Source organism: Streptosporangium sp. LJ11 (assembly GCF_051918945.1).
In the GTDB taxonomy this organism is placed as follows: Bacteria; Actinomycetota; Actinomycetes; order Streptosporangiales; family Streptosporangiaceae; genus Streptosporangium.
Genome location: NZ_JBPXMB010000008.1, coordinates 136,554 through 162,200, shown reverse-complemented (window position 1 = coordinate 162,200; position 25,647 = coordinate 136,554). Strand labels below are relative to the sequence as shown.

Here is a 25,647-nt window from a genome sequence, read left to right as displayed (position 1 = left end):
CCACGAACTCCAGGCGTCCGGATGATGAACCACATTCACGGCCCGATCCGGAGCCAAGTACCGTAGGAACCGATGAACCAGCGCACGCTCCTGATCACGTTGAACGGCCCCGACCGACCGGGCGTGACCTCACGCCTCTTCTCGGTCCTGGCCGGTTTCCCCGTCATCGTCGCCGACGTGGAGCAGGTCGTCATCCGCGGCCGGCTCACCCTCGGCGTCCTCGTCTCCTACGCGGGCGACACGCCGACCGGCACCGGCGGCACCCTCGGTGCCCTCTGGACCGCCGTCGAGCGGACCGCGGAGGATCTCGGGCTGCAGGTGGAGCTGTCCACCGGCTCCGACCCGAAGGAGAAGCGGCGCAGGGGGCGACTCAACGTCACCGTGCTCGGCGCGCCGCTGCAGCCCGCCGCCATGGCGGGCATCGCGGGGCGGATCGCCGCGGCCGGCGCCAACATCGACCGGATCGAACGCCTGTCCAGTTACCCGGTGACCTGCATCGAGCTGTCCCTCTCCGGCGCCGACCCCGACACCCTCAGGGCGGAGCTGGCCATCGAGGCGCACACCCAGCAGGTCGACGTGGCCGTGCAGCGGACCGGCCTGCACCGCAGGGCCAAGCGGCTGATCGTGATGGACGTCGACTCGACGCTCATCCAGGCCGAGGTGATCGAGCTGCTGGCGGCGCACGCCGGCTGCCTGGAGGAGGTCGCCAGGGTCACCGAGGAGGCGATGCGCGGCGAACTCGACTTCGCCGAGTCGCTGCGCCGCCGGGTCGCGCTGCTCGAGGGCCTCTCGGAGGAGGTCTTCGAGAAGGTACGCAGGGAGCTCGTGCTGACTCCCGGCGCCCGGACGCTGGTACGGACGCTCAAACGGCTCGACTACCGGTTCGCGATCGTCAGCGGCGGGTTCACGCAGCTCACCGACGCCCTCGTGGAGGACCTCGGGATCGACTACTCCGCGGCCAACACCCTGGAGGTCGTCGACGGCGCGCTGACCGGGCGGGTGGTCGGCGAGATCGTCGACCGGCCGGGCAAGGCGCGGGCGCTGGAGCGCTTCGCCCGCGAGGCGGGGATCCCGATCAGCCAGACGGTGGCCATCGGCGACGGCGCCAACGACCTGGACATGATCGCGGCGGCCGGCCTGGGCATCGCGTTCAACGCCAAGCCGGTGGTCCGCCGCGCCGCCGACACCGCGGTCAACGTGCCCTACCTCGACTCGATCCTCTACCTGCTCGGCATTCCCCGCGCCGAGGTGGAGGACGCCGACGCCGAGGACGGTGTCACCGCCGCCGACCGCTGACCGTACCGGGCTCGCGGACGGTCGCGGACGGTCGCGGCCACCTGCGCCTCGGCCCGCTCGGCCGATGAGCCACCTGCCCCCCGGAGCGGTGAACCGCTCGCGCCCCGGAGCGGCGGGCTACCGGCTTCTCGGGGTGGTGAGAGCGGCCAGTCGTACGGCTTCGGCGCCGAGACCGCGCAGGGCGGGCTGCGCGGCGGCGGCGTGCCTGACGCGCCGGCGCAGGCCGGTCATCCTGTCGGCCGCGTCCTCGTGCGGATCGGCATCGGCCAGTTCGGCCAGTTCGGCGAGCTCGTCCAGGCGGCGGGCGGCCAGCGCGTCCACGTGCGCGCCGAACTCGTCGAGCACGGCGTCGAGATCGTCGGGCGGCACCCCGGCCTCCTCCGTCCTGACCGCCTCGGCGACCTTCTCCAGCCGGTCGGCGACGAGATCGAGGACCGTCACCGTGGGTCCCGCCCCTCCTCGGGCGGCGGCACCGCCAGCAGCGCGAACGCGTTGTCCCGCAGCCGTCCGGCCGCCGTCAGCGACTCCCTGAGCCGCCGTGGCGCGCTGCCGCCCGGTTCCTTGTCCAGCAGGTCCAGGGAGTCGGTGAGCCGCCCTGCGGCGTCGGCCGCGGCGAAGCCCCGGATGTCCACCTGGGCGGCGTCCCGGTCGATCAGCGACCGCACCAGGACGGCGTGGCTGTCGAGCATCTCCGCGATCCCGGCGGTCAGCCGGGCCCGGTGTCCCCTGGGCCACAGCAGCCGGGCGAAGAGCAGCGCCAGCGCGCCGCCCGCGACCGTGAGTCCCACCCTGGCCACCGCCGCGCCCCAGTCGAGCGGCAGGGAGAAGCCGGACAGCATCAGCGAGAGCGGCGTGGAGAAGATCGCCCAGTATCCGTAACCGGACCCGCGCAGCGCGAAGCCCAGCGCCGCGCAGACGGAGATGAAAAGCGTCAGGTGCAGGTGCCCCGGCGCGACCGCCAGCACCACCGCGGCGGCCACCGCGCCCACGGCCGTGCCCAGCACCCTCAGCAGCACCCGCTCCACCGTGTCGCGGTAGGCGGGGCGGAGGCTGACCGCCACGGTCACCACGAACCACTTCGCGTAGTGCTCGTGGACCAGCGCCATCAGCGTCATGGCCGTGACCACCGCCAGCCCGACCCGGACCGGGTGGCGGCCGGCCGACACCGCCGGCCTGCGGGGCCGTACGAACCTCGGCAGGCGGGGGCCCGTCTCGACGCTCTCGGCGGCCTGCCGCGCCACCGAGCGCACCGCCATCGCGATCCGGTCCACACCCTGGCGGATCTGCCCCAGCAGCACGGCCGCGGGCAGCGGGGCGCCGCCCGCGCGGGCGGCCACGCGGATCTCGTCCACCCGGTCGGCGAACCGCCCGATGGCGGCCAGCGCCTCCGGGACCTCCGACGGACCGCCGAGCAGCACCGCCTCCCGCAGCGCGCGGGCCAGCGCCTCGACCGCCTCGTCCAGCTCCCGGACCCACTCCGTCCCGATGCCCGCCTCCACGGCCGCCGCGCGCAGTACGCGCAGCGCGATCGTCTGCTGGAAGACGCGGTTCAGCGTGGCCGGGAGCCGATCCGGCGACCGGTCGTCCTCCACGGAGATCCGGTAGAGGGAGAGCGCCCTGTCCAGGTCCTTCAGCGCGGTGACGGCCCGGTGGCGCAGCGGCTCCCAGCTCTCGTCCGCGAGCGGCGCCCTTCCCCTTGCCGCCAGAAGGTCGGCCAGCGCCGTACCGGCCTCCTCCACGGCCCTGTGGAGCGGCCGGAGACGCCGTACCGGCCAGACCGCCACGACCAGCAGCACGGCCAGCAGGCCGCCGGCGGCCGTGGTCCCCATGTGGAGCGGCACGCTCACGCCGGGGAGCGCGAAGTACGCCAGGGTCACGGAGAGCACGGCGGGGATGCCCAGCGCCGGCCAGTAGACGCCCGCCGCCGCGACCAGGCCGACCACCACGACGGCGACCGGCCAGGGACCGGGCTGGACGAGCGCTCCGAGACCGCCACCGAGCGTGACCGTGGTCGTGCTGACGATCAGCCTGCGGACACGATCACCGTACGGCTGTCCCGGGGTGTCGCCGAAGAGCGTGAGATAGCCGCCCAGGGCCACCGAGGCGCCCTCCCGGAGGTGACCGAGGAGGACACCGGACATCAGGGGGAGGCAGATGACCAGCGCGCACAACAGGCCGTAGCCCCAGGCCGGACGACCGGAGAGCCGGAAGTCGGCGCGCAGCGCGCCGGTGAGCCCTCGCATGCCACCCCCGATCGCGCCCCTCGCGGCTCCCCTCCCGGAACCGCGCCGGGTCTCGGTGCTTCCCGATGGCCTCGGCCCGGTGTTTCCGGGGGTTCCGTCTCAGTGCTTCCTGGGGGTCCAGCGGGCGATCCCGCGGCCGGTGTCGAGCCCGGCCCACTCGCCGTCGACCTCGATGACGGCGAACGCGCCGGGCGGGAACCCGGCGTCGCCGTCGGCGGCGGTGAGCTGCGTGACCAGCTCGTGGACCCCGGGGTTGTGACCGACCAGGACCAGCGTGCCAACCTCCGGGTCGCTCCGCCGGATCAGCGTGAGCAGCTCGTCGGGGTAGGCCTCGTATATGGTCGGTTCGATCAGGATGTCCGCGCCGGGGAGCGCCAGGTCGGCGGTCTGCCTGGTCCGTACCGACGGCGAGCAGAGCACCAGGTCGGGGGTGAGGTCCATGCCGGCGAGGGCCGCGCCGACCTTGAGGGCGTCGCGCTCGCCGACCTCGGTGAGAGGACGCTCGCGATCGGCGAGGCCGGAGGTGTGAACCGCCTTGGCGTGGCGCAGGACGACGAGCGTGCGCGCCGTCATCGCGACGCCCACATGGCCAGACCCACGATCACCGCGAACACCGCGACCATCGCCAGCAGGATGAGGACGAGTGTCTTGCCTCCGGAGGGCTGCTGTTCCATACCGGCCAGTTTCCCACCGGGGTGGCCCGCACACGCCGAAGGGGTGCACGCGGCCCGTGCACCCCTCCGTCAAACATTGTCGTCAAACATTGCTCAGCTGGAGACCTGCTCCGGCTCCCGGTCGGAGTTGTTCTCCTCCGTCGGGGCGATGCCCGCCGAACGACGCTTGGAGATGACGACCGCGGCGACGACGATGCCCACCGCCAGCACCGTGATGCCGATGCGCAGCGCGGTGTTGTCGGCGTAGGTCACCACGGCCGGGGCGATCAGCAGCGCCACGAGGTTCATCACCTTGAGGAGCGGGTTGATCGCCGGTCCTGCGGTGTCCTTGAACGGGTCGCCGACGGTGTCACCGATGATGGTGGCCTCGTGGGCCGGCGAGCCCTTGCCACCGTGGTGACCGTCCTCGACCAGCTTCTTGGCGTTGTCCCAGGCACCACCGGAGTTGGCCAGGAACACCGCCATGAGCGTGCCGCACGCGATGGCACCGGCCAGGAACGCGCCGAGCGGGGCGTACCCGAGGGCGAAACCGACGGCGATCGGGGTCAGCACGGCCAGCAGGCCGGGCGTGGCCAGCTCCCGCAGCGAGTCGCGGGTGCAGATGTCGACGACCCTGCCGTAGTCGGGCAGCTCCGTCCCCGCCATGATCCCCGGCTTGGTGCGGAACTGCTCGCGCACCTCGAAGACCACCCGCCCGGCCGCGCGGCCGACCGCCATGATCGCCAGGCCGGAGAACATGAACACCACCGCGGCGCCGATGATCAGGCCGACCAGCACGTTCGGGGAGTCGACGCTCAGGGTGAACGAGCTGAACGAGCCCAGCGCCGTCTTCACGCTCTCGGTCGCGCCGGCCAGCTGGGTCTCGACCGCCGTGCGGAACGCGCCGAACAGCGCGGTGGCGGCGAGCACGGCCGTGGCGATCGCGATGCCCTTGGTGATGGCCTTGGTGGTGTTGCCGACGGCGTCCAGCGAGGTGAGCACCTGGGCGCCCTCGCCCTCGACGTCACCGGACATCTCGGCGATGCCCTGGGCGTTGTCGGAGACCGGGCCGAAGGTGTCCATCGACACGATCACGCCGACCGTGGTCAGCAGGCCGGTGCCTGCCAGCGCCACGGCGAACAGGGCGATGGTGACGTTGCCGAAGCCCAGCAGGAAGGCTCCGTAGACGGCGGCTCCGATGATCAGCGCGGAGTAGACCGCCGACTCCAGGCCGACGCTGATGCCGGACAGGATGACCGTGGCGGGACCCGTACGGGAGCTCTCGCCGATGTCCCGCACCGGACGGCGGTTCGTCTCGGTGAAGTAGCCGGTGAGGATCTGGATGGCACTCGCCAGCACCAGGCCGATGAGCACCGCCCCGATCGCGATCAGGCGCGGGTCCGAGGTGACCGCGGCGATCTCCGGGCTCACGTTGGTCAGCCCGGAGAAGCTGGCCGGCAGGTAGAGGTAGGCCGCGACGGCGACGAGGATCGCCGAGATGGCCGCCGAGATGAAGAAACCCCGGTTGATCGCGGCCATCGCGTTGCGGTCGCCGGCGCGCGGGGCGGTGACGAAGATGCCGATGATCGCCGTGATCACACCGATCATGGGCACGATCAGCGGGAACACCAGCCCCTCGACGCCGAAGGCCACCCGGCCCAGGATCAGGCTGGCGACCAGCATGACCGCGTAGGACTCGAACAGGTCGGCGGCCATGCCCGCGCAGTCGCCGACGTTGTCGCCGACGTTGTCGGCGATGGTGGCGGCGTTGCGCGGATCGTCCTCGGGGATGCCCTGCTCGACCTTGCCGACCAGGTCGGCGCCGACGTCGGCGGCCTTGGTGAAGATGCCTCCGCCGACTCGCATGAACATGGCGAGCAGCGCGGCGCCGAAGCCGAAGCCCTCCAGCACGGCCGGGGCGTCGCCCTGATAGATGATCACCACCACGGCCGCGCCGAAGAGGCCGAGGCCAACAGTGATCATTCCGGCCACGCCGCCGGTGCGGAAGGCGATCCGCATGGCGATCTTCTCACCGGACGCGCGGGCCGCGGCGGCGACGCGGACGTTGCCGCGGACCGCCAGCCACATGCCGATGAATCCGGTCAGCGAGGAGAACAGCGCGCCGACGACGAAGAAAGCCGATCTGCCGATCCTCACGCTGGTCGTCTCGGCCGGGAGGAGATACAGCAGGAAAGGGATCAGAATGACGAACAACGCGAGCGTCCGGAACTGCCGCGTAAGGTACGCGGAAGCCCCTTCCTGGACGGCTCGCGCGATGTTCTGCATACGTTCGGTGCCTTGGTCGGCGGCCAGCACCTCCCGCACCAATGTGCCGGCGACGGCGAGTGCGAGCAGGGCGACGGCGGCGACCACGATCACGATGGTGAAGTGGTGACCACTCAGGGATACCGCTGGCTCTGCAGCGGCGAGATGGAGCACAGACATCCGAGTCTCCTTGGCAAGACGGGAACACGTCCTGCCCGGAGTGCGCTGCGGTGAGGTTAGGCGGCTGAAGCGGCGCACATCCGGGATGGTTGGCAGTGCCGCTTCCAGTTGCAGACCCCCACGGAGGGCGGCTCGCGTGCGGGCCGCTCCGAAGGATAAACCTTGGCCGGTTCCGGGAGTCTACGCAGCGAGGACGCGGATATGAAGCCTCCGCCCACGCCCATTTGGCGACACGACCAGCGCCTCTTGACGACCGACCTGCTTATGAGGTCATTTCACCCGTCACACCTGTCCCGCCCACCCCTGTTTCTCCCTAGTTTCAGACAAGAAACATCTAAATTAAGTTTAGACCGAAATTGAGATCCCCGCCCCGAACGGCCCGGGCGCTCTCACGGGGACGCCCTCTTCACGGGGACGCCATCGGGCGGATCCTCTGCCCGGACCACGCCCTCCAGGGCCACTCGACCCCCAACGAACAACCGGGCGTGTCCGTGTGGACACGCCCGGTCGCCGAAGTCTTCTCTGTCAGACCGGAGACATTCCGTTCGTCGCCGCCGGCCAGCTCATGCGAATGCACATGCCCTTCTGGCTCGGGTAGACCTGAACGTCGTCGGCCAGCCCCGCGATGACCGCGATGCCGAAACCGGCCATCAGGTCATCGGGAAGCTGCCCGAACGGATCGTCGAACCCGAGAAGGGCGCGATCGTGCTCCAGCTCGTCACTATCACTGGGGGCGGAGTCGGTGACCGTCACCTCGAAACGCCCCAAGTCATCACGTAGCTCGATCCGGATCGGCTCTCCCGGACAGTGGAGGCGATGTGCCTCCACGGCCCGCGAGCATGCCTCACCGACAGCAAGCCTTACCTCGTCCAGCAGCGACTCCTGCACGCCGGTGCGCCTGGCGATAGCCGTGGCGACCAGGCGTGCCGTCCGCACGTGCGCGGGGAGAGCGCTGAACGTCAGCTCGACGGTAGCCACGACTACTTGTCTCGACCGTGAGCTTCCTTGGCCTCGTCGACCGAGGCGTAGATCCCGAAGACCTTTGTCAGCCCGGTGATCCGGAAAATCTTCAAGATGCGCTCCTGGGTGCAGACAAGCTCCAGTGAGCCATCGTGCGCCCTAACTCGCTTGAGCCCGCCGACCAGGACACCAAGGCCCGTGGAGTCAAGGAAGTCGACCTTCTCCATGTTGACGAGCAGGTGGAAATTCCCCTTGTTGACCAGGTCGATCAGGAGCTCACGCAATCTGGGCGCGGTGTAGACATCGATCTCACCCTCGACCTCAACGATGGTGAGACGGTCCTCGGAATGGTGGTCCAACTTCAGATCCACAGATCCTCCAGCGCCTTGCCTGCGAAAGTACCGATTCGGGCGTGCCCTCCTGGGACCGGGTGGCCCCCGGACGACAAGCCCCGACGCGCGGCATTCAACCATGCGTACGCTCAGTGTCTATACGAAATCACGATTCCCGGCGACTCTGCCCACAGATGTGAGACTGGAAACCAGTGACCCCGCCCTCATCCTCGCCCCTCGGCGCGGGCACCGCCCTCAGCCGTCTTCTCGACGTTCCCGCACGTCATGGCCGTGTCACCCATGTGGAGCGCGTTCCCGCACGTCAGGCCGGTGAGACCCGCTGGCCGGACTGGGTCGACCAGCGGCTGGTTACGCGCTGGGCGAACCACGGTATTTCTGGCCTGTGGCCACATCAGGCCGAGGCCGCGGACCTGATCCACCGTGGCCAAAACGTGATCATTTCCACAGGGACCGCGTCGGGCAAATCCCTTTCTTACCTGGTCCCGGCGCTCTCATCGACGCTCGACGGCGGCACGGTCCTCTATCTGTCGCCCAGCAAGGCGCTGGCCGCCGACCAGCTCCGCGCGCTGCGCGAGCTCGACCCTCCCGGCCTCCGGGCCGCCACCTATGACGGCGACACCTCCTTCGAGGAGCGGGCCTGGGTGCGCAAGCACGCCAACTACGTCCTCACCAACCCGGACATGCTCCATCGCGGCCTGCTGCCCCGTCACGCTCAGTGGTCGCCCTTCTGGCGGCGGCTGCGGATGGTCGTCGTGGACGAGTGCCACGGCTATCGGGGCGTGTTCGGTTCGCATGTCGCGCAGATCCTGCGCCGCCTGCGCCGGATCTGCGCCCGCTACGGCTCCAGCCCGACCTTCCTGCTCTCCTCGGCGACGGCCAGCGAGCCCGGAATCTTCGCGAGGCGCCTGACAGGCCTCCAGATGGCCGAGGTGACCGCGGACACCTCTCCCCGGGGTGCTACCACCTTCGCGCTGTGGGAACCACCCCTGACCGATCTGCGGGGCGAGGGCGGGGCCCCGGTCCGCCGCCCGGCGACCGCCGAGAGCGCGGACATCCTGGCCGACCTCGTCGCCTCCGACGTGCGGACCCTGGCCTTCGTCCGCTCCCGCCGGGCCGCCGAGACCGTGGCCCTCACGACGCGGGCCAGACTCCAGGACCTCATCGCCGACGGGGAGGCGCCCGCGGACCTGTCCGGCAAGGTGGCGGCCTACCGGGCGGGATACCTGGCCGAAGATCGCAGGGGTTTGGAAAGGGCACTGCGCTCCGGCGAACTGCTCGGCCTGGCGACGACCAACGCGCTGGAACTCGGCGTCGACATCTCCGGGCTGGACGCCGTGCTCATCGCGGGGTGGCCGGGAACCCGCGCCTCCCTCTGGCAGCAGGCCGGGCGGGCCGGGCGGGAGGGGCAGGACGCGCTGGCGGTGCTGATCGCCAGGGACGACCCCCTGGACACCTATCTCGTTCACCATCCGGAGGCCCTGTTCGGCCGTCCCGTGGAGTCGATCGTGCTCGACCCCGGCAACCCGTACGTGCTGGGGCCCCATCTGTGCGCGGCGGCGGCCGAGATCCCGCTGACCCACGACGAGCTGGACATCTTCGGCCCGACCACCAAGGAGGTCCTCGCGGACCTGGTCGGGAACGGCCTGCTCAGGGAACGTTCCGCGGGCTGGTTCTGGACCAGCAGGAGACGCGCCACCGACCTCGCCGACATCCGGGGAGCGGGCGCCGCGCCCGTTCACGTCGTCGAGATGTCCACCGGGCGGCTGCTCGGCACCGTGGACGAGCCCTCGGCCCACTCGGCCGTGCACACCGGCGCCGTCTACGTGCACCAGGGAGAGACGTTCCTGGTGGCCGAACTCGATCTGGAGGCGGGGGTCGCGCTGGTCGAGGCCGGAACCCCCGACTACACGACCTTCGCCAGGGACGTCACCGACATCTCGGTCATCGAGTCCCTTCGCTCGCACCCCCTCGGGCAGGGAGAGCTCCATTTCGGCGCGGTCGAGGTGACGAGCCAGGTGGTGGCCTATCTCAAGCGCCGAGCCCAGAGCGGCGAGCTCATGGGGGACGAACCCCTCGACCTGCCCCCGCGCACGCTGCGGACCCGCGCCGTCTGGTGGACGCTGCCCATCTCGGCGCTCGTCCCCCTCGCCGAGGAGGGCGTGGACCTCGGTGGTGCCGCGCACGCGGCCGAACACGCCTCCATCGGCCTGCTGCCGCTCTTCGCGACCTGCGACCGCTGGGACATCGGGGGTGTCTCCACGGAGCTCCATCCCGACACCGGGCTGCTGACCGTCTTCGTCTACGACGGCCACGAGGGCGGCGCCGGTTTCGCCGAACGTGGTTACGCCCGCGCGCACGACTGGCTCACTGCCACCCGCGAGGCGATCGCCTCCTGCGAGTGCGAACGCGGCTGCCCGTCGTGCATCCAGTCTCCCAAGTGCGGCAACGGCAACGAACCCCTCGACAAGGCCGGAGCCCTCCGGCTTCTCGCCGTCCTGCTCTCCCAGGACGAGCCGCGAACGTGACAGCCGGGTTTCATCGGACCGCCGTCAAGGGCCGGGGTCAGCGATGTGCACGGGGCCCGCACGCGCCCTGGCGGTGATCGCCACCGGCCCCTTCAGGGGCAGGGACACCTCCACGGTCACCTCGATGTCCGCGATGCCGCCGTCGCCGAGAGAGCAGCGAGTGACCCTGGCCTCGTTGTCCGCGGCGAGCGAGGAGGCCCTCGCGCAGCTTCGGCCGGGATCCGCGAAGGCCAGCCGGGCGGCGGCGAGCGCGCTCAGGTCGGCGGCGCTCTGTGCCCGGTGGCGCGCGACCCTGGCCACACCCGCGAACACGACCGCCGCCGCGACCGCGAAGACCAGCGCCATGAGCCCGACCGTCCAGATCGTCGCCGACCCTCGCTGCGTGTTCTCTCCGCTCATCCACGTACCGCCTCTCGCCTTGCCGCGGACACGTCCTCTCCCCTTCTCTCCTGGCCCGGTTTCCAGGTTTCCTGGTTTCCCGGTCGGCACACGGTTCTGGTCGACGCATGACGCGCGCCGCCGCCACGGGCGTGGCCGGGAGCGGCCGGAAGCGGCCGTGCTGTGACCCCTGCGAACCCGGCCACGAGCCCCGGCCCACCGCTCCAGCCCCGGCCCCGGCCCCGGCCACGAGCCACGACCTACCGCTCCAGCCCCGGCTCGGTGACGGACACGGCGGTCGCGTGAACGGTCACGCTCGGGAGCGAGGCGCCCCAGCGAGGCCTGACGTCCACGGACACCTCCACCCGCACCGTCTCCGCACTCCGGGTCACCGTGACCAGGGCGCCCGCCGGAACCATCGACAGGACGCCGCCTCTGACCCGCTCGAGCGGCTCGCCGCGCGAGGCGGCCCGAGCCCCGGCCCGCGCGGCGTCCACACACTCCAGTCGCGCCTCGACCGCCGCCACGGCCCACAGCCCCGCTCCCAGCACGACCATGAGGGCAGGTAGCGCAGCGGCCGTCTCCGCGGTCACCGAACCTCTCGACCGGCGAGAGGAGGTCACCGACGCCGGGAGGATCATCCGGCCACGTTGAGTGCTCGGTTGATCAAAGCCGTGATCATCTGCTGGACGTCTGAACTCGTCACCACCTTGAAGAGGAGGGCGGCGAAAGCGCAGGCGGCGATCGTTCCGACCGCGTACTCGGCCGTGGACATGCCTCGGTCACGGTGCGCGCCGGCGGTCAGCAGCGCCCACCGGGCACGCGGCCACCGCGACCAGTCACGCCGCGCGTGAACGGCACTGGTTCGAGTCATCTGCTCCTCCTGGAGATCTCCGCCGGACCCACCGTCCGGCCGGTGACGCCAGGGTTCTCCATACGCCTGCGGCCTCGTTGACTCGAACTGCATTCTGTGGAAGAACCTCGGGTTGTCCACAGGCCAGCAGCAGAGAATGTCGCCAAAAAAGCACGAAACGGACCTCTTCGAACGAGGAGAGCCGTTTCAGGGGCCAGATGGGGAAATTTCAAGAGCTCTGTCCACAGGAATCATCGTTTTCCTGTGGATAACCCTGGCCTGTCGGGGAAAACCCTGTGGATAACTCAGGGAAGCAGCACCTCACCGGCGAGACCGGCCACGACGGGGATGATTCCCAAAAAGACGAAGGCGGGGAGAAAACACAATCCCAGGGGGGCGACGACCTGGACCCCCACCCGCTGGGCGGCTGCCGACGACGCGGCGCGAGCGGCGCGGCGGGAGTCGTCGGACAGCCTGATGAGGACATCGGCCACCGGTGCGCCGCTCAGCGCGGCCCGGCTCATGGCCCGAGCCAGAGGGGCGAGCGAGCGTTCGGAGTCCAGGGCCTGCCAGGCGCTCTCCGGCGCCGCTCCCAGTCTCAGCCGGCCACTCACCCGGGCCAGCCGCTCGCCCAGCGGCCCGCCGATCGCCTCCACCGTCACGTCGATGGCTCCGGTGATCGGCTGGCCGGCGCGCAGGCAGGCGACCATGAGATCGGCCGCCAGTGGCAGATCCGCCGTCACCCTCCGGCGTTCCCCGCGCAGCTCGGGGGGCTCCCGCCTTCGCAGGACCACCAGCGCGATCCCGAAACCGGCGACGCCCGCGACCGCCCCCGCCAGACCTCCCACGGCCAGGAACGCCGCCAGCCCGGGAGCGACGGCGGCCGCGACCTCACCCCGCCCCGGCCGCCGTCGCCCCACCGGCCCACAGGCCGGTCCCCCGAACACATCGTGGCCCCTCCTCCCGGCTGTGCCGCGAGCCGTGCTCGCGGAGGCATCGCGAAACATGCGCGCCGGCGCGTCGCGGACCACGCGCGCGGAGGGATCGCGGACCACCCCCGCGGACAGGGAGAACGCGGACGCCTCGGCCTCCCGCGACATCTCCGGGAACCTGACCGGAGGGGGTGAGCGCCGCACACGGCGGAGCCGGTCGGCGGGTTCTCTGCGGCTGCTCCACAGCCGAGCGGCGATTCCGGCGAACACCACGGCGAGCAAAACGATCATTGTCTCTCATCCTCTCCGACCCGGCCGCCTCTCTGACCTGGTCGCGCGGTCATCCGCCCTGCCGGGCACGAGTGACCAGACGGTGGGTCCACCACAACCCGCAGGCGTCGAGCGCGAGGCCGACGACCAGGCAACCGGCACCCGCCGGGCTGCCGAACAGGAAGTGCAGCGGGCGCATGCCGAGACCTGCCGCCATCAGCAGACCGAGAACGGGTAGACCCGCGAGCAGCCGGGCCGTGGCCCGGGGACCGGCGAGCTGGGCGGCGACGTCGTGACGATGGGTCTCGGCCTCTCGCAGGGAATCGGCGACACGATCGACGAGAACGGACAGACCCGCCCCGGCGGTCACGCTCACCTTCCAGCAGGCGGCCAGCCCTCGGAACGCCTCACCTCCGTGCTCCGGCGCCACCGCCAGCAGAGCGGCCGGGACGTCGCCCCCGTCTCTCGCGGCCGCGACCAGCGGGCGCAGGGCGACGGGATCGGGAAACCCCGCCGCCCCCACGGCCCGCGCCAGCGCCTCACCCGCCGTCCGCCCCGCCGCGAGCTCCGCGGCGAGGCCCTGGCACAGCTCGATCGACGCGGCTCGCCAGGCATCCACGCGCTTGGAGGGCCGCGACCGGGCGGTGAATCTCTCGCGGAGAGAACCCGAGGCGACGGCGACCATGCTTCGACGTCTCATCCGGCGCAGGCGGGCGGTGCCGGGATCCGCTCCCGCCCACAACCACGCAGCCAGCGCGGCGAGGACCAGGGCGGTCGCCGTCATGACGCCGACCGTGACACCGGCCACGGCGCCGACCGTGCCACCGGCCGTGACACCGGCTGTGCCACCGGCCACGACACCGGCTCGTCGGAGCTCGGCCGGCCGGGGGCATCCGGTCGAGACTCCCGGTGGTGATCGGGCGCGGACATCGTCGGCCCCGGATCCGCGATGCCGGGTGCTCGGGCCGCGAGAGCGGGCAGGCCGGGACCGGGGATCACCTGGCCGTCCGGCGTGAAGGTGAGGGCCGCTTCGGCCTCGACCAGCCCCGAGGGGCGGCGGACCATCATGCAGATCTCGGCGACCCGACGGCGGCCGTCGGCATGGTCACGGACCAGGTGGACGACGACGTCCAGGGCGGCGGCGATCTGGCTGTGGACCGCCTCCCTGCTGAGACCCGCCGCGCATCCCAGCGCTTCCAGGCGGGGTGGCACATCGGTCGCGGTGTTGGCGTGCAAGGTGCCGCAACCTCCCTCGTGCCCGGTGTTCAAAGCGCTGAGGAGGTCCACGACTTCGGCCCCCCTGACCTCTCCGACGACAAGCCGGTCGGGGCGCATCCGCAAGGCCTGGCGGACGAGGTCGCGCAGGCCGACACCACCGGCGCCCTCAAGGTTGGCCGGGCGCGACTCCAGGCGGACGACGTGGGGATGAAGCGGTCTCAGCTCCGCGGAGTCCTCGACCAGCAGCAGCCTCTCCCCGGGGTGGGCGAGGGAGAGCAGGGCGGAGAGCATGGTCGTCTTGCCCGTACCCGTGCCGCCCGTGACCAGGAAGGCGAGCCTCGACTCGATCACCGCGGTCAGAACGGTGACGCTGTCGGCCCTGATCGCGCCCGCTTCGACCAGGTCGGGAAGGGTGAAGGTGCGTCTGGGCGGGAGCCGCAGGGAAAGGCAGGTGCCGTTGGGCGCCACGGGCGGAAGGACGGCGTGGAGCCGGACGCCTCCGGCGAGGCGGGCGTCGACGTACGGGCACGCGTCGTCGAGGCGCCGGCCCGCCGCGGAGGCGAGACGCTGCGCGAGCCGCCGGAGAGCGTCTTCGCCCGGGAAGACGATCGAGGTCAGGCGCAGCCCGCCGCCGTCGTCGACCCACACCTCGCGCGGGCCGTTCACCAGCACGTCGGTGACCTCGGCCTCGGCCAGCAACGGCTCCAGCGGACCCGCCCCGATGAGGTCGGCGCACAGGACCCGGGCCACCGCCAGGATCTCCGCGTCGCCGAGCATCGCCCGCTCGGCCCGCAGGGCGACCGTGACGTGCGCGGCGCTGGGCTCGACGCCTGTCCTGGCCAGCCGTACGCGGACCGCCTCCACCAACTCCGGCGAGACCGTCACGGCGCTCTCGGCCCGCCTCACGCGTCCGGTCCGAACAGCTCGTGCAGGAACGCGGCGCAGAACCGGCCGAGAGAGGTGCGGCGGCCGAGTGGGGGAACGTCGCCCCGATCGAGCGCAGCGGCGAGACGTGGCTGGTCGGGGAGGCTGCCGCCGTACGGGATGCCGAGCGAGGTCGCCACCACGTCACCGTTCAGGACCCCGCCGCGCACGACGGCCCGCACCTCGCCCGTGTGCCCGCACAGCCCGGCGAGCACCTGGGCCGCGGCGAGCACGCCGCGCACGTCGGCGGTGACGACCAGGAGGGTCGTGGCGGCTCGTCCGAGCGCCTCCACCGCGGCCTGGTCGAGGTGGCGCGGCAGGTCGACGACCACCAGGTCGAAGCCCCTGCGGCCCGCCTCGAGGACCGAGCGCATCGCCTCGGCCGGGATCGGGTCGACCTTGCCCCGGTCGAAGGAGAGCAACGTCAGCCCGCCGTAGGTCGGCAGGGCCGCCTGGAGCGCGGTGTAACTGACCCTGCCCTCACGGGCGACCAGGTCGGACCAGCGCGCTCCGTCGGACTCCTCCTGCCCGAGCAGGAGGTCCAGGCCTCCGCCGAGCGGGTCGGCGTCGACGAGGAGGGTGCGGACGCGCTGCCGGGACGCGGCCAGTGCCAGCGAACCCGCCAGGACGCTGGCTCCCGCTCCTCCCCGCCCGCCCGCGACACACACCACGGATCCGGGTCTCGCGGGCGGCTCGACGGCGTCGGCGAACTCGTCGGCCAGCCGCCGCTCCGCGGCGGGCAACTCCAACACGCCCTGGGCTCCGACCGCGACGCACCTGCGCCATGTGTCGGGATCCTCGGAGGCATGGGTGGCCAGGAAGACGCGGGGGCGAGGCGGCGGACCGGTCGCGGCCAGGGCGTCGGCCACGTCGCCACCGACGACGACCAGCGGGGCGCGGTTCCAGTAGGGCCGGGCGTGCGCGGGCACGTGGGCGACATCGAGCTCGGCTCCGGCCGCGGCGGCGACACGGAGCAGGTCGTCGAGCAGGTCGTGGTCTTCGGTGATGACCAGCGGGCGGTCCACGGATACCTCCCTGAGGTGCGGGAGCCCCACTCTCCGTGACGACCGCCCCTCCTCGGGATACCGAACGCCGCACTGTGGACAACCGGCCGCCAACGGTCCGTCCTGTGGAAAACCCGCGGCCGGTACGTCCACGCGCACACCCGTACGCCCCGGAGCGCCCGCACATAAGTCTGTACGAGCCAGAACGTCCATATAGGAGCCCGTACATAGGGGTCCGCCGGTGCGGGAGGGGGAGAGTCCGTACCCGGAAGGCGAAGGGACGTGCCGAGGAGGCCGCCGTGCCGGGAACGAGACCGGGAGGCGTGCCTCCCGGGCAGAGAACGGCCGGAGAAACCGGGCAGAGGGCGGCGGAAAAAGGGGCGACCCCCGCCGGGGGGGGAGAGCGGGGGTCGCCAACCGGTCCGGCTCTGGGGGGGTAGAGCCGGTCCCGTTTCAGAAGAAAGCTTTCAACAGCTGCCAGAGCATGGCGAGGGGAGTGCGATGCAACCCATGCGCAGTTACTCCGGTTTGGGGAGATACCACCTCATGCTGCCCGATCAACTCAAGTTTCGTCGAGGAGTAATCCCCGATTTCCACTACTTTTTTTAATGTAACGGTCCAGTCTCTGGATACGGCCCTGCCAAGATGCGCTCTGCGCGCGGGCGGGCGACGGTCACACTCGGTGATCATCATCAGGGTGTCCGGCCACCCGCCGAGCGCCATGCCGTCCAGGTCTCCCGGAGGATAAAACGGCATAACAGATGGTTCGTCCATTAATGTCCCCCGATCCGTAAAGGTCTTGCTCCTAGGGGTTCCCATCAGCGCGGATCGGACGTACAAAGGTTTCACGGACCACTTGTCCGGGCACGGCCGCCGAGTACCCACGCGCCGCCAGCCGCGGGAGGCGCGCTCGAGCGGGCTTGTCCCGCTCCAGCGATTATCAGGTGCACGCTTGGTAACCCGGTAGGAACGTGTCGGCGACGGCGCCCCACACCAGGGGCGCCGTCGGTTCGTGAGGACGACCACTCGGGATGTCCGTAATCAGTGACGTTCGGTGATTAAGCACGCGGTCGGCCGTCACCCAGAGGCACGAGCAGCGTCAGCCGCGCCCAGGGGCACGAGCGAAATCAGCCGTCGCGCAGAGACGCGGGCAAGCGGTGACCCGCCCGAGGTCAGCCTCGCTGCATGGCCTCGCAGATAGCCGTGGCCTCGCGCACGCCCAGCGCGACCGCCGACGCGCAGTGCCGCACCCACGCGGCGACGCCCTCGGGGGTACCGCTCAGGTACGACCGCAACCCCTCCCCGTAGGCCGGGCCGAGTTCGAGGTGGCCCACCTCGACGGCCACCAGCGACTTCGGGTCCAGGCCGAACTCCACCAGCGTCAGCCGCTCCGCCGCGCGCGCGACCACCCCGTCCGCCGTCCCGAACGGGCGCAGTACGGCCAGTTCCGCGTGTACGACGGCGGCGAGAACCAGCGCGGGGGCCTTCGAGGAGGCCGTCACCAGCTGGACCAGCCCGTCCACCCGCGCCACCGCCTCCTGCGGCCCGGGGGCGGCGCCCAGGCCGAGCGGGTCGGGGGCCGCGGCGGTGGCCCTCGGGCGGCCGAGGTCTCCCGCGCCGCCTTCTCCGGTGAGTCCCGAGGCGGCGAGCGTGTGCAGCCTGGCCAGCACCTGGCGGGGCGCCGTGCGCCAGGTGGCGCCGAGCCGCCCCAGTTCGGCCGAGACCCGCAGCGCGCCCTGCACCACGGGATCGGTGACCTCGGGGATGACGTCGAGGGGCACGTCCACACCCTCCAGGGCGGCTGACGCGCGGGCACCGCGCAGCGCGGATCTGGCCGACACCTCCGGGCTCTTGCGCCGCAGCACGCGGTGCCCGTAGAGCCGGTCGACGGCCTTGCGCGCGTCGGTGACCGCCTCGGACACTCCGGGCATTCCCGCGATGACAGCCAATGGGTCGTTCACGCTGCCCGACCCTATCGGGACCGCTCGGCGAGGCCCCGACCAGACCGGCGGAGGCGCTCGGGGAGGCCCTCTCCCGGGAGGCGGGAAAGCCGGGAGACCGGGAAGCCGGGAGAAGGACCGGCCGCGGGAATCCGGCTCCCGGAGGTCCTCCCGGAAGGTCACCCCGGGCGACAGCGGTCGAACCGTTCACCGAGCACATGACACCGCCCGGCGCACCGCGCCGCCGCTGCGCGTTGAATAACGCCGTCTACATTCCTACGGTGTCGAAAACGCAACGTTTCGAGGGTGATTATCCCCAAAATCAAGGCGTTTTGAATGCATATGATCCCCCATCACCGATTGGTACAGACCTGTCTAGACCTCTTGTGGCGGGCACGGGTGGCCTGGTGAAGTGGGACACGACCAGTCGATAGCAGTACGTGAGGAGTGCGTAGTGGCCCCGGAGACCCCTGGTTCCGAGTCGCGTGAGACCCAGGAGACGCTGTCGAACCTGCTGCACGAGACCCGGCGGTTCGCACCTCCTGCCGAGCTGGCCGCGGCCGCGAACGTGACCGCCGACGCCTACGTGGAGGCCGAGCGGGACCGCCTCGCCTTCTGGGAACGGCAGGCCGACCGCCTGGCCTGGTCGAAGCGCTGGGACACCACCCTTGAGTGGAACCCGCCCTTCGCCAAGTGGTTCGTCGGCGGCGAGCTCAACATCGCCTACAACTGCGTCGACCGCCACGTGGAGGCGGGCCGCGGTGACAAGGTCGCCTACCACTGGGAGGGCGAGCCGGAGGGCGACACCCGTACGCTCACCTACTCCGACCTGCTGCGCGAGGTCTCCAAGGCCGCCAACGCGCTCCAGGAGCTGGGGGTCGGCAAAGGCGACCGGGTCGCGATCTACATGCCGATGATCCCCGAGCTGCCGATCACGATGCTGGCCTGCGCCCGCATCGGAGCGATCCACTCGGTGGTGTTCGGCGGGTTCTCCTCCGCCGCGCTCAGCGGCCGGATCAAGGACGCCGACGCCAAGCTCGTGGTCACCGCCGACGGCGGCTACCGCCGCGGCGCGCCCAGCGCGCTCAAGCCCACCGTGGACGAGGCCGTCGCGGAGTGCCCCGGCATCGAGCACGTCCTCGTCGTGAGGCGGACCGGCCAGGACGTCGAGCAGACCGACAAGGACGTCTGGTGGCACGACGTCGTGGACCGGCAGCCCGACGTCCACGAGGCGCTGCCGAACGACGCCGAGGACCCGCTCTACATCCTCTACACCAGCGGGACGACCGGTAGGCCCAAGGGCATCCTGCACACCACCGGCGGCTACCTCACCCAGGCCGCGTACACCCACGACGCGGTGTTCGACCTCAAGCCCGACACCGACGTCTACTGGTGCACCGCCGACATCGGCTGGGTGACCGGCCACTCCTACATCGTGTACGGCCCGCTGGCCAACGGCGCGACCAGCGTCATCTACGAGGGCACCCCGGACACCCCGCACCGCGGCCGGTTCTGGGAGATCGTGCAGAAGTACGGGGTCACGCTGCTCTACACGGCCCCGACGGCCATCCGTACGTTCATGAAGTGGGGTGACGACATCCCCGCCAAGTACGACATGTCCTCGCTGCGGATCCTGGGCAGCGTCGGTGAGCCGATCAACCCCGAGGCGTACGTCTGGTACCGCGAGCACATCGGCGGCAACCGTACCCCGGTCGTCGACACCTGGTGGCAGACCGAGACCGGCGCCGTCATGATCAGCCCGCTGCCCGGCGTCACCGAGGGCAAGCCCGGCGCGGCCATGCGCCCGCTGCCGGGCATCACCGCCGACGTGGTCGACGACCAGGGCCGGAGCGTGGGCAACGGCGGTGGCGGCTACCTCGCGATCCGCGACCCGTGGCCCTCCATGCTCCGCACGATCTGGGGCGACGACCAGCGCTACATCGACACCTACTGGTCCCGCTTCGAGGGCATGTACTTCGCGGGCGACGGTGCCAAGAAGGACCAGGACGGTGACATCTGGCTGCTCGGCCGGGTGGACGACGTCATGCTCGTCTCCGGGCACAACATCTCCACCACCGAGGTCGAGTCGGCGCTGGTCTCCCACCCGAAGGTCGCCGAGGCGGCCGTGGTCGGCGCGACCGACCCGGTGACCGGGCAGGCCATCGTGTCGTTCGTGATCCTGCGCGGCAACGCCGAGGAGGGCGCGGACATCGCGGCCGAGCTGCGCGCCCACGTGTCCAAGGCGCTGGGCCCGATCGCGAAGCCGCGCCAGATCCTGGTGGTCCCCGAGCTGCCCAAGACCCGCTCCGGCAAGATCATGCGGCGTCTCCTGCGTGACGTGGCGGAGAACCGCAGCGTCGGCGACGTCACCACCCTGGCCGACAGCACGGTGATGAACCTCATCTCGGAGAAACTGCCCAGCGCCAAGAGCGAGGACTGAGCGAGCCGGGACACCCGGGTGAGCCGGAGACGTCGGAGATGTCGGAGATGTCGGAGACGCAGGAGACACGGCCCGCCCGGAGAGGCCGAACCTCTTGATCACTCCGAGTCCCCGCGAAAAGCCCTCCGCGCACGTCCTTCCGTGAGCTCCCCGCCGGCCCGCGAACTCCGTGGGCTCGGGTGGGCTCGCGGAAGGGGCCTTCGGACGGTTCCTCCGAAGGCGGGACCGTCCAAAGGCGGGACCGCTTAAGGCTTTCCGGCGACCTCTCCGTCGACGTCTCCGAGGAAGTCCTCGAAGACACCTCCGGTCGCGTCTCCGATGACGAGAACTCGCCGCTCGGGAGGCTTTTCTCACCGATCCGGTCCCACAGGTCCGGTCTCACGGGTCACGGCCTCACGGGTCCGGTCCCACCGGTCCGGTCTCACGGGCCTGCGACGTTCACCGGGCCGCCGCCGGGGTAGCTCTCGGCCCGTTGACATCTTCTCCGGGGCCGAAGGTCGCGGAGAACGGGGAGTTCCCGCCCGCACGGGCCGGGGTCGTCCCGGCGCCCGCCGTCCCCGCCAAGAGCCCAACGGTCCCGACCAAGGAGCAAACGGTCCCGTACAGACTTCACATCCCACGCATCCCACCCGCCCGGCGGTGGGTCTGTGGTGCAGGTTCTCACCACCGGACAGCCGAGACCTCACCAAACCGGTGCAGTCCCCCGCCTCCCTTCCTCTCCGGGACTAAAGTCTGAAGTCTTGACGACGCAGATATTTGATGACAGGTACGCGATGACCGCCGGCGTGCTCGCGACGCCGGTTCCGGCGACGATTCCGCTGCGGGTGTGCGTGCGCGACCGCCTCAACGCGCAGCATGATGTTCGACAAAGGCCCTCGATAGGAGATCGTCCATGACACATATCCCGCCCGCGGAACCACAGGAGGAGTCACTGGGCGCGCTGGTCGCCGCCGCCAGCGACCACATATCCACCCTGGTCCGTGCCGAGATCGAACTGGCCAAGGCCGAGTTCAGGTTCGACGCCAAACGGGTCGGCACGGCGGCGGGGCTCTTCGGCGCCGCGGCGTTCATGGCCCACCTGTGCCTGATCCTCGCCTCGTTCACGATCGCCTACGCCCTGATCGGCGTGGGCATGTGGCCCTGGGCCGCCTTCCTGGTCGTCACCTTGTTCTACCTGCTCACAGCCGGGCTGCTGGTCCTCATCGGCATGCGGCGGCTCAAGGGTCTGACCGGGATGAAGCGGACACTGCGCTCGCTCAAGACCATCAGGAGCGGCGAGCCCGAGCCCGCTCCCGGCACGGCTCCGGTCCCCACCGTTCAGGCGGACGGCCGTCGCGACCCGGCGAGACCCGGCCAGTGAGCAGGCCCGACGAGTCCCTGGTCAGGATCGAGGGGCCGTGGACCCACCGCTCCGTCCACGCCGGAGGTACCCGCTTCCACGTCGTGGAGGCCGGTACGGGCCCCCTCGTGCTGCTGCTCCACGGATTCCCGCAGTTCTGGTGGAGCTGGCGCAACCAGCTCGTCTCGCTCCCGGCGGCGGGCTACCGCACCGTCGCCGTCGACCTGCGGGGCTACGGAGCCAGTGACAAGCCCCCGCGCGGCTACGACCTGCACACCCTGGCCGCCGACGCGGCCGGGCTGATCCGGGCGCTGGGCGAGACCGGTGCGATCGTCGTCGGCCACGACTGGGGCGGGCTGCTCGCCTGGACCATGGCCGTGACGGATCCCAAGGCGGTCCTGCGGCTGGTCCCGGTCTCGGCTCCGCACCCCCGCCGTCTCCGTGCCACGCTGTTCACCGAGCCCTTCGGCCAGTTCAGGGCGGCCCGCTACGCGCTGGGCTTCCAGCTGCCGCTGCTTCCCGAGCGGCGCCTGACCGCCAACTCCGGTGCCAGGGTGGGGCGGCTGCTCGACCAGTGGTCGGGCCCCGGCTGGCCCGAGGACGACGTGGCGAGGACCTACCGCGACGCGTTCCGCATTCGCAACGTGTCGCACTGCGCGCTGGAGTACCACCGCTGGTTCGGCCGCTCCCAGCTCCGGCCGGACGGATGGCGCTACGCGAGGACCATGCGCACCCAGATCAACGCGCCGACCCTGCAGGTGCACGGCGCGCTCGACAGGCACATCCTGCCGCGCACCGCCCAGGGCTCCGGCCGCTACGTCGCCGCCCCCTACCGGTGGCGGCTGCTGGAGGGCGCCGGGCACTTCCCGCACGAGGAGCGCCCCGACGAGTTCGACGCCGAGCTCGTCGCCTGGTTGGCCGACCCGGAGCCCGACCGGTGAACGGGCGGGACCGGGATCCTGACGGGAGGCCGCGCAACCAGCGTCCCCGCGACGCGTTCGGGCGCCCGCTGCCGCGCGGCGCCGAGGGCGTGGAACGCATCCCGGACGACTACGCGCCGAGCACCGAGGAGGCCCTCTCCGAGGCGCGCCGCCTGCTCGGCGAGAGGCGGCCGTTCCATGCCCACGAGGTGCTGGAGGGCCGCTGGAAGACCTCTCCCGAGGAGGAACGCGAGCTGTGGCAGGGACTGGCGCAGATCTGTGTCGGTCTCACCCACCTGCAACGGGGCAACCGCCGCGGGGCCGCGACGCTGTTCGCGCGGGGCGCCGACCGGATCAGCCGCTACGGCATGCCGTACGAGCGGATCGCCAGGACCGCCCACGAGCTCGACACCCTGGAGGCCGAGGCGGCCATCGCCAGGATCGAGGAACTCCTCTGAGCTTCACCCCCGCCGTCCGGACGCGGGCGAGGCGCTAGTTCTGGTCGCACTCCTGGGTGTCGACCCGGTTGAAGAGCCTGGAGCCGTCCTCGGCGTCCGGCGCGACCTCGGCGGCGGTGAGCACGTAGCCGGTCTCCTGCTGGTTGAGGGCCGCGGCGAAGACGACGCCGTAGACCTTGCCGTCGGGGGTGAGCAGCGGGCCGCCGGAGTTGCCCTGGCGGACCAGGCCGCGGATGGCGTACACGTCGCGGACGACGCTCTTGCGCTCGTAGATGTTGAACCCCTTGGCCTTCTGCTGCACCCGGATGCGGGCCACGTTCATGGTGTAGCCGTGGCCGTGCGGGAATCCGGCGACGATCGCGTCGTCGCCCTTCTTCGCGCTGCCGTCGAAGCGCAGTACGGGCATGTTGAGCCCGGGGACGTGGAGGATGGCGATGTCACGGTCGGGGTTGTAGAGCACGACCTTGGCCGGGTGGGTCTTGTCGAGGTAGTCGGTGACCTGCAGCCCCTGGTTGACCCCGGCGACCACGTGCGCGTTCGTCATGATCTTGTTCTGGGCGTAGACGAAGCCGGTGCCCTCGATGTGCTTGCGGCAGCTCGTGGCCACGCCCTGGACCTTGACGATGCCCCGGCGCGCGCGATCGAGCTGCCGGTTGCCCTTCGCCGCCACGCTCTGGTCGGGCGGCGAGACGTCGACGAGCTGGCCGCCTCCGATGGCGTCGAACACCTTGGGGAAACCGGAGGTGTCGATGAAGTTCTTGAAGGGGACCTGCAGCTCCTTGGCAGCGCTGGGCAGCGTCTGGTCGACCGTGGTCAGCAGCAGGGACCTGTTGACCTGCTCGCTGATCAGGGTGAACTGCGACGACGCCAGCAGCGAGCCGATCAGCCACGCGATGATCAGCACGGAGAAGGCGCTCGCGAAGGTGCCGCCGACCGCGTCGACGACCTTGGCGGGCTCCCATGTGACATGGCTGCGGACCACCGCGCCGATCGTGGACGACGCGAACTGCCCGACCGTGGCGGAGAGGAAGACGATGACGATCGCCAGCAGGGCACGCTCGGTCTCGCCGTCGACCACGGCCCCGGCGATGGGCGGGGCGATGAACATGCCCAGCAGCCCGCCACCGACAAAACCGACAAAGCTCAGGGCACCGATGATGAACCCCTGGCGGTATCCCGACACCGCGAAGGCCACCATCAGGGCGATCAGGATGAGATCGAGGAGATCACCGCTCACTCCCTTACGGTATCCAGCCGCCGCCCCGCGCGTGCACACCTTCTGCGAGGTCTCTGCGGTTATCGTGGCCGGATGGCGATGATCGGAGGGGCGGCGGCCGTGGAGTCTCTCATCGAGACCGCACTGCGAGAACGCGACCAGGAGGGTGCGGCCCGCTGGCGCGCGATCACCCAGCTGCAGGAACGTGGCGATCTGGAGACCTTCACCGCGGCACGGAGGCTGTGCTCGGGCAGGACCACCGCCGAGCGGATGCTCGGGGTCGACATCCTGGGGCGGCTCGGCTTCGTCGACCGGACGCTGCCGGTGCTCCGCGCCCTGTCCGTCCAGGAGGACGACTGCCTGGTGCTCTACTCGGTGCTGATCGCGTTCGGTCACCTCAGGGACCGCCGCGCGCTGCCGTCGGTGATCGCCCTCGCCGAGCACGACGATCCCCGGATCAGGTACGGGGCCGCCTACGCGCTGCCGAACATCATGGGCAGCCCGCCCGACCCGACGGGCCTGGCCGCGCTGCGGCGGCTCACCCTCGACCCCGACGAGGACGTGGCCGACTGGGCCCGCCTCGGCCTCGCCCTGTCAACGGGACGCGAGGTTGAGGACGTCGGGCGGGATGTCCTCGACTCGTGACCGGTCCCAGGGAAGCTCGAAACCCGAACCGCCGAGCACCCCGTCGAGCACTCCCGCGGTGAACCCCCACACCAGCAGCCCGCGCACCCGGAACGCCGGTCCGATGTGACCGCTCGGGTGGCGCAGCCTGATCCGGTTGGCCGGGTCGACGAGCTCGCGGACCGGGACCCGCTCCACCGACTCCACCTCGTCGGGCGAGGCCGCGTGCACCACGCAGGGCGTGTGCCACCAGCCCAGCACCGGGGTCACCCGGTTGTCGCTGTGGCTCAGGTACAGCTCGGGCATGGTCCCGAGCACCCGGACGCCCGCCGGGTCGAGACCGGTCTCCTCGCTCGCCTCGCGCAGCGCGGCGGCGATCGGGCCGTCGTCCTCGGGATCCACCCCGCCGCCGGGGAACGCGGGTTGTCCCGCGTGCGTGCGCCCGCGCGAGCTCCGCTGGATGAGCAGCACGTCAGGCCCGAGCGGCCCCTCGCCGAAGAGCAGGAGCACCGCGGCCGCCCGCCCCCCGGACGCCGGAGGGCGGAACATCGGGGTCACCGGCGTTCCCGTGACCCGCTCCGCCAGCGTTTCCAACCACCCAGGGACCTCTTCCACGGGCACACCTCCGGTTCTCTGCAACGCGGTGTCCCGCCCCG

24 protein-coding genes are annotated in these 25,647 nt (G+C 71.1%); 7 read left to right on the top strand and 17 right to left on the bottom strand.

Going from position 1 to position 25,647, the window contains the following annotated elements; genetic code table 11:
• Positions 1 to 72 precede the first annotated feature (72 nt).
• A complete protein-coding gene (gene serB / locus ACTOQ3_RS14205; RefSeq protein WP_440083843.1) occupies positions 73 to 1,296 on the top strand; it encodes a phosphoserine phosphatase SerB in 1,224 nt (407 codons plus the stop codon).
• A 117-nt stretch (positions 1,297 to 1,413) separates the two neighbouring features.
• Here serB and ACTOQ3_RS14200 read toward each other — a convergent pair whose 3' ends face one another.
• From ACTOQ3_RS14200 to ACTOQ3_RS14175, 6 genes are all read right to left on the bottom strand, one after another.
• A complete protein-coding gene (locus ACTOQ3_RS14200; protein ID WP_440083842.1) occupies positions 1,414 to 1,737 on the bottom strand; it encodes a hypothetical protein in 324 nt (107 codons plus the stop codon).
• On the bottom strand, positions 1,734 to 3,539 hold the full coding sequence (locus ACTOQ3_RS14195) for an FUSC family protein (RefSeq protein WP_440083841.1): 1,806 nt from the start codon (positions 3,537 to 3,539) through the stop codon (positions 1,734 to 1,736). The genes ACTOQ3_RS14200 and ACTOQ3_RS14195 overlap by 4 nt, the downstream gene beginning before the upstream one ends.
• A gap of 99 nt (positions 3,540 to 3,638) precedes the next feature.
• Positions 3,639 to 4,112: a SixA phosphatase family protein gene (locus tag ACTOQ3_RS14190; RefSeq protein WP_440083840.1), complete on the bottom strand. Its 474-nt coding sequence runs from the start codon at positions 4,110 to 4,112 to the stop codon at positions 3,639 to 3,641.
• Positions 4,113 to 4,306: 194 nt separating this feature from the next.
• Entirely contained in the window at positions 4,307 to 6,637 is a 2,331-nt protein-coding gene (locus ACTOQ3_RS14185; RefSeq protein ID WP_440083839.1) for a sodium-translocating pyrophosphatase, read from the bottom strand.
• A gap of 525 nt (positions 6,638 to 7,162) precedes the next feature.
• Entirely contained in the window at positions 7,163 to 7,615 is a 453-nt protein-coding gene (locus ACTOQ3_RS14180; RefSeq protein ID WP_329088933.1) for an ATP-binding protein, read from the bottom strand.
• A gap of 2 nt (positions 7,616 to 7,617) precedes the next feature.
• The gene (locus ACTOQ3_RS14175; protein WP_030916965.1) at positions 7,618 to 7,968 is read right to left on the bottom strand and encodes an STAS domain-containing protein; all 351 of its coding nucleotides are present in this window, start codon (positions 7,966 to 7,968) and stop codon (positions 7,618 to 7,620) included.
• A gap of 263 nt (positions 7,969 to 8,231) precedes the next feature.
• On the opposite strand from ACTOQ3_RS14175, the gene ACTOQ3_RS14170 reads away from it, so the two are divergent.
• Positions 8,232 to 10,475, top strand: coding sequence for a DEAD/DEAH box helicase (locus ACTOQ3_RS14170; RefSeq protein WP_440083986.1), 2,244 nt, complete (start codon positions 8,232 to 8,234; stop codon positions 10,473 to 10,475).
• 24 nt (positions 10,476 to 10,499) lie between these two features.
• Here ACTOQ3_RS14170 and ACTOQ3_RS14165 read toward each other — a convergent pair whose 3' ends face one another.
• The 9 genes from ACTOQ3_RS14165 to ACTOQ3_RS14125 form a co-directional block, all read right to left on the bottom strand.
• On the bottom strand, positions 10,500 to 10,874 hold the full coding sequence (locus ACTOQ3_RS14165) for an Rv3654c family TadE-like protein (protein WP_440083838.1): 375 nt from the start codon (positions 10,872 to 10,874) through the stop codon (positions 10,500 to 10,502).
• A gap of 239 nt (positions 10,875 to 11,113) precedes the next feature.
• Positions 11,114 to 11,446, bottom strand: a complete 333-nt coding sequence (locus ACTOQ3_RS14160; RefSeq protein ID WP_440083837.1) for a TadE family type IV pilus minor pilin — start codon at positions 11,444 to 11,446, stop codon at positions 11,114 to 11,116.
• A 44-nt stretch (positions 11,447 to 11,490) separates the two neighbouring features.
• A complete protein-coding gene (locus tag ACTOQ3_RS14155) occupies positions 11,491 to 11,727 on the bottom strand; it encodes a DUF4244 domain-containing protein (protein WP_440083836.1) in 237 nt (78 codons plus the stop codon).
• 284 nt (positions 11,728 to 12,011) lie between these two features.
• Positions 12,012 to 12,929 (bottom strand): type II secretion system F family protein, encoded by a 918-nt coding sequence (locus ACTOQ3_RS14150; RefSeq protein ID WP_440083835.1) that lies wholly within the window; start codon positions 12,927 to 12,929, stop codon positions 12,012 to 12,014.
• A gap of 49 nt (positions 12,930 to 12,978) precedes the next feature.
• A complete protein-coding gene (locus ACTOQ3_RS14145) occupies positions 12,979 to 13,692 on the bottom strand; it encodes a type II secretion system F family protein (RefSeq protein WP_440083834.1) in 714 nt (237 codons plus the stop codon).
• Positions 13,689 to 15,032 (bottom strand): TadA family conjugal transfer-associated ATPase, encoded by a 1,344-nt coding sequence (locus ACTOQ3_RS14140; RefSeq protein ID WP_440083833.1) that lies wholly within the window; start codon positions 15,030 to 15,032, stop codon positions 13,689 to 13,691. The genes ACTOQ3_RS14145 and ACTOQ3_RS14140 overlap by 4 nt, the downstream gene beginning before the upstream one ends.
• Positions 15,029 to 16,075 carry a septum site-determining protein Ssd gene (ssd, locus tag ACTOQ3_RS14135; protein ID WP_440083832.1) on the bottom strand — a complete coding sequence of 349 codons (1,047 nt, stop codon included), beginning with the start codon at positions 16,073 to 16,075 and terminating at the stop codon, positions 15,029 to 15,031. Before ssd ends, ACTOQ3_RS14140 begins: the two co-directional genes overlap by 4 nt.
• 432 nt (positions 16,076 to 16,507) lie before the next feature.
• Complete coding sequence (locus ACTOQ3_RS14130; RefSeq protein WP_440083831.1) at positions 16,508 to 16,828, bottom strand: hypothetical protein; 321 nt, start codon at positions 16,826 to 16,828, stop codon at positions 16,508 to 16,510.
• Positions 16,829 to 17,226: 398 nt separating this feature from the next.
• A complete protein-coding gene (locus ACTOQ3_RS14125; protein WP_440083830.1) occupies positions 17,227 to 18,015 on the bottom strand; it encodes an oxidoreductase in 789 nt (262 codons plus the stop codon).
• Between the two features lie 433 nt (positions 18,016 to 18,448).
• Between ACTOQ3_RS14125 and acs the strand changes: the two genes are divergently transcribed.
• From acs to ACTOQ3_RS14105, 4 genes are all read left to right on the top strand, one after another.
• The gene (acs, locus tag ACTOQ3_RS14120; RefSeq protein ID WP_440083829.1) at positions 18,449 to 20,434 is read left to right on the top strand and encodes an acetate--CoA ligase; all 1,986 of its coding nucleotides are present in this window, start codon (positions 18,449 to 18,451) and stop codon (positions 20,432 to 20,434) included.
• Between the two features lie 892 nt (positions 20,435 to 21,326).
• Entirely contained in the window at positions 21,327 to 21,794 is a 468-nt protein-coding gene (locus tag ACTOQ3_RS14115; RefSeq protein ID WP_440083828.1) for a phage holin family protein, read from the top strand.
• Positions 21,791 to 22,714: an alpha/beta fold hydrolase gene (locus tag ACTOQ3_RS14110; RefSeq protein ID WP_440083827.1), complete on the top strand. Its 924-nt coding sequence runs from the start codon at positions 21,791 to 21,793 to the stop codon at positions 22,712 to 22,714. Before ACTOQ3_RS14115 ends, ACTOQ3_RS14110 begins: the two co-directional genes overlap by 4 nt.
• Complete coding sequence (locus ACTOQ3_RS14105) at positions 22,711 to 23,151, top strand: DUF309 domain-containing protein (RefSeq protein WP_440067825.1); 441 nt, start codon at positions 22,711 to 22,713, stop codon at positions 23,149 to 23,151. The genes ACTOQ3_RS14110 and ACTOQ3_RS14105 overlap by 4 nt, the downstream gene beginning before the upstream one ends.
• Positions 23,152 to 23,185: 34 nt before the next feature.
• Here the strand turns inward: ACTOQ3_RS14105 and ACTOQ3_RS14100 are convergent, their stop codons facing one another.
• Positions 23,186 to 24,388 (bottom strand): MarP family serine protease, encoded by a 1,203-nt coding sequence (locus tag ACTOQ3_RS14100; RefSeq protein WP_440083826.1) that lies wholly within the window; start codon positions 24,386 to 24,388, stop codon positions 23,186 to 23,188.
• Positions 24,389 to 24,460: 72 nt separating this feature from the next.
• On the opposite strand from ACTOQ3_RS14100, the gene ACTOQ3_RS14095 reads away from it, so the two are divergent.
• Positions 24,461 to 25,012 (top strand): HEAT repeat domain-containing protein, encoded by a 552-nt coding sequence (locus ACTOQ3_RS14095; protein WP_440083825.1) that lies wholly within the window; start codon positions 24,461 to 24,463, stop codon positions 25,010 to 25,012.
• Here ACTOQ3_RS14095 and ACTOQ3_RS14090 read toward each other — a convergent pair.
• A complete protein-coding gene (locus ACTOQ3_RS14090; protein ID WP_440083824.1) occupies positions 24,962 to 25,606 on the bottom strand; it encodes an NUDIX hydrolase in 645 nt (214 codons plus the stop codon). The genes ACTOQ3_RS14095 and ACTOQ3_RS14090 overlap by 51 nt on opposite strands.
• Positions 25,607 to 25,647: the final 41 nt, after the last annotated feature.

Excerpts from the sequence above, each read along its gene's own strand:
- ACTOQ3_RS14115 (WP_440083828.1), top strand. The coding sequence starts at position 21,327 with ATGACACATATCCCGCCCGCGGAACCACAGGAGGAGTCACTGGGCGCG.
- ACTOQ3_RS14155 (WP_440083836.1), bottom strand. The coding sequence starts at position 11,727 with ATGACTCGAACCAGTGCCGTTCACGCGCGGCGTGACTGGTCGCGGTGG.
- ACTOQ3_RS14185 (WP_440083839.1), bottom strand. The coding sequence starts at position 6,637 with ATGTCTGTGCTCCATCTCGCCGCTGCAGAGCCAGCGGTATCCCTGAGT.
- ACTOQ3_RS14130 (WP_440083831.1), bottom strand. The coding sequence starts at position 16,828 with ATGGACGAACCATCTGTTATGCCGTTTTATCCTCCGGGAGACCTGGAC.
- ACTOQ3_RS14195 (WP_440083841.1), bottom strand. The coding sequence starts at position 3,539 with ATGCGAGGGCTCACCGGCGCGCTGCGCGCCGACTTCCGGCTCTCCGGT.
- ACTOQ3_RS14190 (WP_440083840.1), bottom strand. The coding sequence starts at position 4,112 with ATGACGGCGCGCACGCTCGTCGTCCTGCGCCACGCCAAGGCGGTTCAC.
- ACTOQ3_RS14145 (WP_440083834.1), bottom strand. The coding sequence starts at position 13,692 with ATGACGGCGACCGCCCTGGTCCTCGCCGCGCTGGCTGCGTGGTTGTGG.
- ACTOQ3_RS14095 (WP_440083825.1), top strand. The coding sequence starts at position 24,461 with ATGGCGATGATCGGAGGGGCGGCGGCCGTGGAGTCTCTCATCGAGACC.
- ACTOQ3_RS14150 (WP_440083835.1), bottom strand. The coding sequence starts at position 12,929 with ATGATCGTTTTGCTCGCCGTGGTGTTCGCCGGAATCGCCGCTCGGCTG.
- ACTOQ3_RS14165 (WP_440083838.1), bottom strand. The coding sequence starts at position 10,874 with ATGAGCGGAGAGAACACGCAGCGAGGGTCGGCGACGATCTGGACGGTC.
- serB (WP_440083843.1), top strand. The coding sequence starts at position 73 with ATGAACCAGCGCACGCTCCTGATCACGTTGAACGGCCCCGACCGACCG.